At 64.1% G+C, this 6,760-nt stretch carries 6 protein-coding genes; 1 reads left to right on the top strand and 5 read right to left on the bottom strand.

Annotated elements, in window-relative coordinates; translation table 11 throughout:
- The 4 genes from EN955_RS33125 to EN955_RS33140 all read right to left on the bottom strand — a co-directional run.
- The coding region (locus EN955_RS33125; protein ID WP_164769950.1) for a pyridoxal phosphate-dependent aminotransferase at positions 1-1,125 on the bottom strand (1,125 nt) is incomplete at its 3' end.
- Entirely contained in the window at positions 1,118-2,023 is a 906-nt protein-coding gene (locus EN955_RS33130; RefSeq protein ID WP_024501337.1) for a homocysteine S-methyltransferase family protein, read from the bottom strand. The genes EN955_RS33130 and EN955_RS33125, both read right to left, overlap by 8 nt.
- Positions 2,020-4,473 (bottom strand): FAD-dependent oxidoreductase, encoded by a 2,454-nt coding sequence (locus EN955_RS33135; protein ID WP_024501336.1) that lies wholly within the window; start codon positions 4,471-4,473, stop codon positions 2,020-2,022. Before EN955_RS33135 ends, EN955_RS33130 begins: the two co-directional genes overlap by 4 nt.
- A 20-nt stretch (positions 4,474-4,493) precedes the next feature.
- Positions 4,494-5,036: an XRE family transcriptional regulator gene (locus tag EN955_RS33140; RefSeq protein WP_032898570.1), complete on the bottom strand. Its 543-nt coding sequence runs from the start codon at positions 5,034-5,036 to the stop codon at positions 4,494-4,496.
- A gap of 225 nt (positions 5,037-5,261) precedes the next feature.
- Here EN955_RS33140 and EN955_RS33145 point away from each other — a divergent pair, with 225 nt between their 5' ends.
- On the top strand, positions 5,262-5,966 hold the full coding sequence (locus EN955_RS33145; protein WP_024501334.1) for a nitroreductase: 705 nt from the start codon (positions 5,262-5,264) through the stop codon (positions 5,964-5,966).
- A gap of 11 nt (positions 5,967-5,977) precedes the next feature.
- On the opposite strand, the gene EN955_RS33150 is transcribed toward EN955_RS33145, so the two are convergent.
- On the bottom strand, positions 5,978-6,760 hold a 783-nt coding region (locus EN955_RS33150), incomplete at its 5' end, for an MFS transporter (protein WP_127223548.1).

Genomic DNA, 6,760 nt, shown 5'->3' on the forward strand with positions numbered 1-6,760 from the left:
CGGCAGCACGGGTTCGGGCTGGCAGAGGCTGATGCGAATGTGGCCGGCGGCCGCCTCGCCGAAGCTGGAGCCGGGCATCACGCCAACCTTTTCCTTGTCGAGCAGGGCCCAGGCGAATTTCTCGTCGTCCGGCTCGACGGCCGAGATGTCGAGCATGACATACATGCCGCCCTCCGAACCGCGCACGGTGACATCGTTCATGCCCCGCACGGCGTCGAGCAAGACGGTGCGGCGTGCCGCGTAGCGTTCGGCGATCTCCTTGACGCCGTAACGGTTCTCCAGCGCCTCGGAACAAGCGATCGAGATGAAGGCCGGCAGGCCGTAGGTCGTCACCAGATTGAGATTGATCATGAGCGTGATCATCTGCTCCGGTCCCGTCAGCCAGCCCATGCGCCAGCCGGTCATGCCGTGGCTCTTGGACATCGAATTGATGACCAGCGTGCGCTCGGCCATTCCTGGCAGCGAGCGCGGCGAGACGTGCTCGCCGCCGCCGAGCGTCCAGTAGACTTCGTCCGACAGCAGCCAGAGGTCGTGCTCCCGGCAGACTTCTGCCAACTGTTCCAGCCGCTCGCGCGAATAGACCGCACCGGTTGGATTGTTCGGCGTGTTGATCAGGATGGCGCGCGTGTTCGGCCGGATTGCCGCGCGGATCATGTCGGCTCGCGGCTGGAAGCCATCCTCGGCCGGTGTCTCGACGACGGTGAAATCAGCGCCAGCGGCGCTGAACGTGTTGGGATAGGTGGCATAATAGGGCGCCACGACGATGGCGTGATCGCCCTGGTCGAGCACGCCCTGCACGGCCGCGTAGAGTGCGGCCTGGCCGCCCGGCGTGGCGATCACCTGATCCGGCGATGTCTCGACGCCGGTGCAGGCGCTCGAGGCCGCGGCCATCGCCTTGCGCAGGCGCGGCAAGCCGGGAAGCGGGGTGTAGTGATGATTGCTGCCGCGAACCGCGGTCACACAGGCTTCGATGGTCTGCGAAGGCGTGTCGAAATCATGGTCGCCAACCGACAGCATGATGATGTCTTCGCCGGCCTCCTTGCGCGTCCAGGCGGCGAAATGGACTTCCCAGCCGTCCTTGCCCGAAGGCACGATGCCGGAAATGCGCGATGATGGTCTAGGCATGCAAAACTCCCGAAATTTCGTAGCTGGCCTGTTCGAGCCGGTCGCGCAGGGCGGCGATGTGCGGTGGTCCGACTTCGCAGCAGCCGCCAACGATGCTTGCGCCAGCCTCCACCCAGCCGATCGCCTGGTCTGCATAGGCATCCGGGCCAAGGTCGTGACGAGCGTGCAGCACATCGACGGTGCCGCCGTGCTTAAGTGCTTCGGTTGACGTGAAGCCATTGGCATATGCGCCGACCGGGCCGCCGAGGCCGATCAGTTCAGGCAAAGCCGCGGCGATTGCTTCCGGCCGGCAGCAATTGACCAGCCGCGCTGCGACTGCCAGGCCGTCGAGCGCGCTTGCCGCGGTGGCAATGGCTTCGCCGCTGCGCAGCCGCGGCTTGCCGTGGTCAGCCAGCGTCCACGATACCCATACCGGCTTGCCGCTTTCCGATGCAGCGGTCACCGCTGCGCGGGCTTCGTCCGCCGACGCCATGGTTTCACACAGGAACAGGTCGACGCCATCGGCCTGCTCGGCAACGATGCGGCGGTAAATATCGAGCGTCTCCTCGAAGGAAATGGTCAGTGCCGGTGCATAGCTGCCGAAAAGCGGCGACAGGCAACCGGCGATGGCTGCATCGCCGGCCTCTTCGCGGGCCTGCCTGGCCAATTCGATGCCGCGCTTCTGCAATGGCTTGAAGAGGTCTTCCGCACCTTCGCGCGCCAGGCGTTCGGGTGTCGCAGAATAGGTGTTGATGGTGATGACACGAGCGCCGGCACGGATGAATTCCGTGTGCAGGTCGCGCACCAGATCCGGTTCGTCGATCAGCACCCTGGCCGACCATAGCGGCGTCGGCTCGGATTGGCTGCGGCGGACCAGTTCCTGGCCCATGCCGCCATCGGTGAGGATGATTTTCTTCATGCGCGCAGCCTTTCGTTCTTCGGATCCCACAGCGGTTCATCCTTCTGCACGATTGCCTGAAAGCGGTCACCGAAGATTTCGACCTCGACTGATGTACCTGGTTCGGCCAGGTCGGCGCGCAGCATGCCGAGCGCGATCGACTTGTCGATGCGATGGCCCCAGCCGCCGGACGTCGTCTCGCCGACGATCTTGCCGTCATGCCAGAGTGTAGAAACTGACGGAGCGTCGCAATCGCCGGGGTTTTCCACCACCAGCGTAACGAAGCGCTTCTTCACGCCTTGCTGCTTTTCGTTCAGCAGTGCCGCCTTGCCGCGGAAGTCGGGCTTGTCCCATTTGACGAAGCGTTCGAGCCCGCCCTGCAGGATCGAATAGTCGGTCGACAGGTCGCCTTTCCAGGTGCGGTAGCCTTTCTCAAGCCGGAGCGAATCCAGCGCGTACATGCCGAAAGGCTTCAGCCCGTGCTGCGGGCCTGCGGCGCAGACGGCATCGAAGATGGCGGCGGTGTCGTCGATCCTGGTGTGGATTTCCCAGCCGAGTTCGCCGGCGAAGGAGACGCGCACGAGTTTGGCCCAGCGGCCGGCGATCTTCGTCTCCTGATGCGTCAGCCATGGCAGAGTGAGGTCGGCTTCGCAGACATCGGCGAGGATTTTTCGCGAGTTCGGGCCTGCCAGGATCTGGGTCGAGAATTCCTCGGTCCGGTCGATCAGCTTGAACGGTGCGTCCTTGGGCATGCGCGACTTCAGCCATTCGAAATCATGCCACTGCGCGACCGCCGCGGTGATCAGCGTCATCAGGTTCTCGTCGTGACGCACGACGGACATTTCGGTGACGATGCGGCCCTTGTCGTCGGCGAAATAGACGAGACCGATGCGGCCTGGCTTCGGCACCAGTCCGGTGACCTGCAGGCTCAGCCATTCGGCGGCACCTGGACCATCGAGATTGAAGCGCGAGAACCCAGGCAGGTCCAAAATGCCGGCAGCGTCACGCACGGCCAGGCATTCCTCGCGCACACGATGCTGCCATGGCCCGTCGCGGCGGAAGGTCAGCGTGGCTTCCTCGGAGATGTCATCGCCGTCCTGCGCGTACCAGGTGGCGCGCTCCCAGCCATTATAGGCATCGAAGCGGCCACCGAGCGCCTTGATGCGATCGTGGATCGGCGACAGCTTGCGGTCGCGGCCTTCCGGCCAGGCATGGCGCGGGAACGGGATGGCGTATTCGTTGCCGTAGATCTCCATGCCCTTGGCGACGCAATAGTCCGGCGCCGCGGCATAGGAAGTGAAGCGGCGCGGGTCGCACGACCACATGTCCCATTCGGTCCGGCCCTCGGTCACCCATTCGGCCAGCACCTTGCCGGCGCCGCCACCCTGGGCGATGCCGAAGGTGAAGACGCAGGCCTCGAAAGCATTGGGAACGCCAGGCATCGGACCGATCAGCGGATTGCCGTCCGGCGTGTAGGGGATCGGCCCGTTGATCACCTTGGACAGGCCGGCCGTGCCAAGGATCGGCACGCGGGCGACGGCGTCGGCCAGATAATGTTCCAGCCGGTCGAGATCGTCGGGGAACAGCTGGAAGGAAAAGTCCTCCGGCATCGGGTCATTGTGGGTGGCCCAATGCGCGCGGCAATTGCGCTCATAGGGGCCGAGATTCATGCCGTTCTTCTCCTGGCGCAGATAGTAGGAGGTGTCGACGTCGCGCAGCAGCGGCAGCTTCTTGCCTTGTTCCTTCGACCATGCCGCGAGTTCGGGGATCTCCTCGAACAGAATGTACTGATGGCTCATCACCATCATCGGCACGTCGCGGCCGAACATCCGGCCGACTTCGGCGGCGCGGTAGCCGGCGGCATTGACGACGATCTCGCAGCGGATCTCGCCCTGTGCCGTCTCGACCACCCACTCGTCGTTCTCGCGGCGCACGCCTGTGACCGGGCAGAAGCGGATGATCTTCGCGCCCATGTCGCGCGCACCCTTGGCCAGCGCCTGGGTGAGTTGCGCCGGATCGATGTCGCCGTCGCTCGGGTCGTAGAGCGCGCCTTTCAGCTCATGCGTCTCGATGAAGGGATAGCGACGCTGGATCTCGTCGACACCGACAATGTCTATGTCCATACCCTGGTAGAGGCCCATGCCCTTGGCGCGCTGGAATTCCTGCATGCGCTCGAGCGAGTGGGCAAGGCGAAGCGAGCCGGTGACGTGATAGTTCATGGGGTAGTCGACCGCGTCGGCCAGCCCGCGATAAAGCTCGGTCGAATAGCGCTGCATGTTCATCAGCGACCAGGACGAGGAGAAGGTCGGCACGTTGCCGGCGGCATGCCAGGTCGAGCCGGAGGTCAGCTCGTTCTTCTCAAGCAGCACGCAGTCGGTCCAGCCCGCCTTGGCGAGATGATAGAGCGCGGAGGTGCCGACGGCGCCGCCTCCGATGATCACCACGCGCGCCGTGCTCGGCAAACCCGCCATGTTCTTCTCCAAACTTGAACTCAATAGAGGGGTGGTGAAACCACCCAGATGACAATTGCCGGCTCGGCACCCGGATTGCGCCAGCGGTAGGGCTTGCCTTCGAAGCGAAAGGAGTCGCCCTCGCCAAGCCGATGCCAGACACCTCCGATCTCGATGTCGAACAGTCCGGACGCGACGTATCCGGCTTCCTCGGTCGGCCGCTGCGCCTCGGCCTTCAGTTCCGCGCCCGGCGCGAAGACCGAACGCACCATCTCGAAGCTACCGCCGAGATCGGGCGACAGAAGCTCCTCCACCAGGCCGGATTCGCTTGTGCCAAGCGTGCGGCGCCTGCCGGCGCGCACGACCACGCCGCGCTCGCTTTCGACAGGTACGTCATGGCTGAAGAACAGGCTGATCGGCACGCCGAACAGTTCGGCGAAGGCCCTGAGGTCACCGAGCGACGGCGTCGACAGGCCACGCTCGACCTGGCTGACCCAGCCGACCGAACGGCCTAGCTTCAGTCCGATCTCGGCGAGCGTCAGCCCGCGCGCCTTGCGCAGGGCCCTGATGTCGCCGGCCAGCACGCGTTCGTCAGGTCCCTGCAATGTTCTTGCGGTAGTCGAAGGCAAAACGCTCTCTTTATGAAAAATCACCGACAAATTTCATGAGAAATCAAGCTCATGAAAAAATCAAGCAGATTTTCACGGATGCACAAGATTTGCTTGCGCGATTTTGACGGTTCATGCAAAGGCTCCGCCGAGAGCGGCGAGTGGGGACGTCCGATCGAGACAAAGGGTAAGGGACGGCCCATGCTGGAAAATAACCCCCGAATCGAGGGCGACGCCGAGATTGTCGACGAGGCGATCCTGTCGCGCCGTTCGGTGCGCGCATTCCTGCCCGACATGGTCGAAGACGACATCATCCGCGCCATTCTGGCGGTTGCGGCGCGCGCCCCATCCGGCACCAACATGCAGCCATGGAAGGTCTATGTCACCAAGGGCGAGAGCAAGCAGCGGATATCGGACGCCATTCTCAATTCCGGCATTCGCGCCGAAAAAGCCGATTGGGACGAGTACCGGTATTATCCCACGCAGTTCTTCGAGCCGTACCTGACGCGACGTCGCGCCAACGGTTTCGGCCTCTATGGCGCGCTCGGCATCGGTCGCCGCGAGGTCGACAAGATGCGCGCCCAGCACGACCGCAACTTCGTCTTCTTCGACGCGCCGGTCGGCATGATCTTCACCATCGATCGCCGCCTCAACCAGGGCTCATGGATCGACTACGGCATGTTCCTGCAGAACATCATGGTGGCGGCGCGGGGCAGGGGTTTGCATACCTGCCCGCAAGCGGCGTTCGCGCCCTATCACCGGCAGATCAGGCCGGTGCTCGACATTCCCGACGAAGAGATCGTCGTCTGCGGCATGGCGCTTGGTTATGAAGATACGTCAAAACCTGAAAACGCCTTCCGCACCGACCGCGTGCCGCTGCAAGAGTGGGTGACGTTCAGCGAATAAGCCAGCCAGCCTCATTCCGTGTTCATCTGTGCGCCGTGGCCGCTGACATGGGCGCCGTCCTGGGGCGTCAGCTTGAGATAGGCGAGCAGCGCGCAGAGCGTGATGACGCCCTCGATCACGAACAGGATGCGGAAATCGTCGGCGACGGCGGGGCCGCCGCCCGCCAGAAACGACAATGCCGCGGCGGCCAGGCCGACGCTGATCGCCACCGCCAGCTGCCATAATATGTAATAGAGCGCGCTGAAACGGGCGAGCTGCTCGGGCGCGATGTCGGAATAGGCGAGGTTGCCGGTCGAGGCCCATTGCGCGGAGCGGAAGACGCCGAAGACGAAGATGTAAGTGAGCACGATCCACACCGGCGTCGTCGCCTGCATCAGCGCGAAGCCGGCAACCAGGGCGGCGACGATGGGCGTGTTGTAGACCAGCACGCGGCGAAAGCCGAAACGGTTGAGGACACGCGGCATGAAGAACCGCATGGCCACCGAGCCGACCGCGGCGACGAAGGTCAGCGATCCCGCCTGCACCGCGCTCATGCCGAAGCCGAGCTGGAACATCAGCGGCAGCAGGAAGACGACCGAGCTAAGGCCGATCGTGTCCAGCCCGCCACCGGTGAGGAACGAAATGCGGAAGGTACGGATGCGCAACAGCTTGAGATCGAGCAGCGGATTGCGCACGCGCAGGCAGTAGAACGAGGCGATGGTCAGGATGACGAGCGCCAGCGCCAGTTCGCCGGCGATGATGCCGCCCGCGGCGTCCTTGGCGGCAAGCGAATCCATGCCGAAGACCAGCAGGAC

Source organism: Mesorhizobium sp. M7A.F.Ca.CA.001.04.2.1 (genome assembly GCF_003998485.1).
Lineage (GTDB): Bacteria > Pseudomonadota > Alphaproteobacteria > Rhizobiales > Rhizobiaceae > Mesorhizobium > Mesorhizobium ciceri.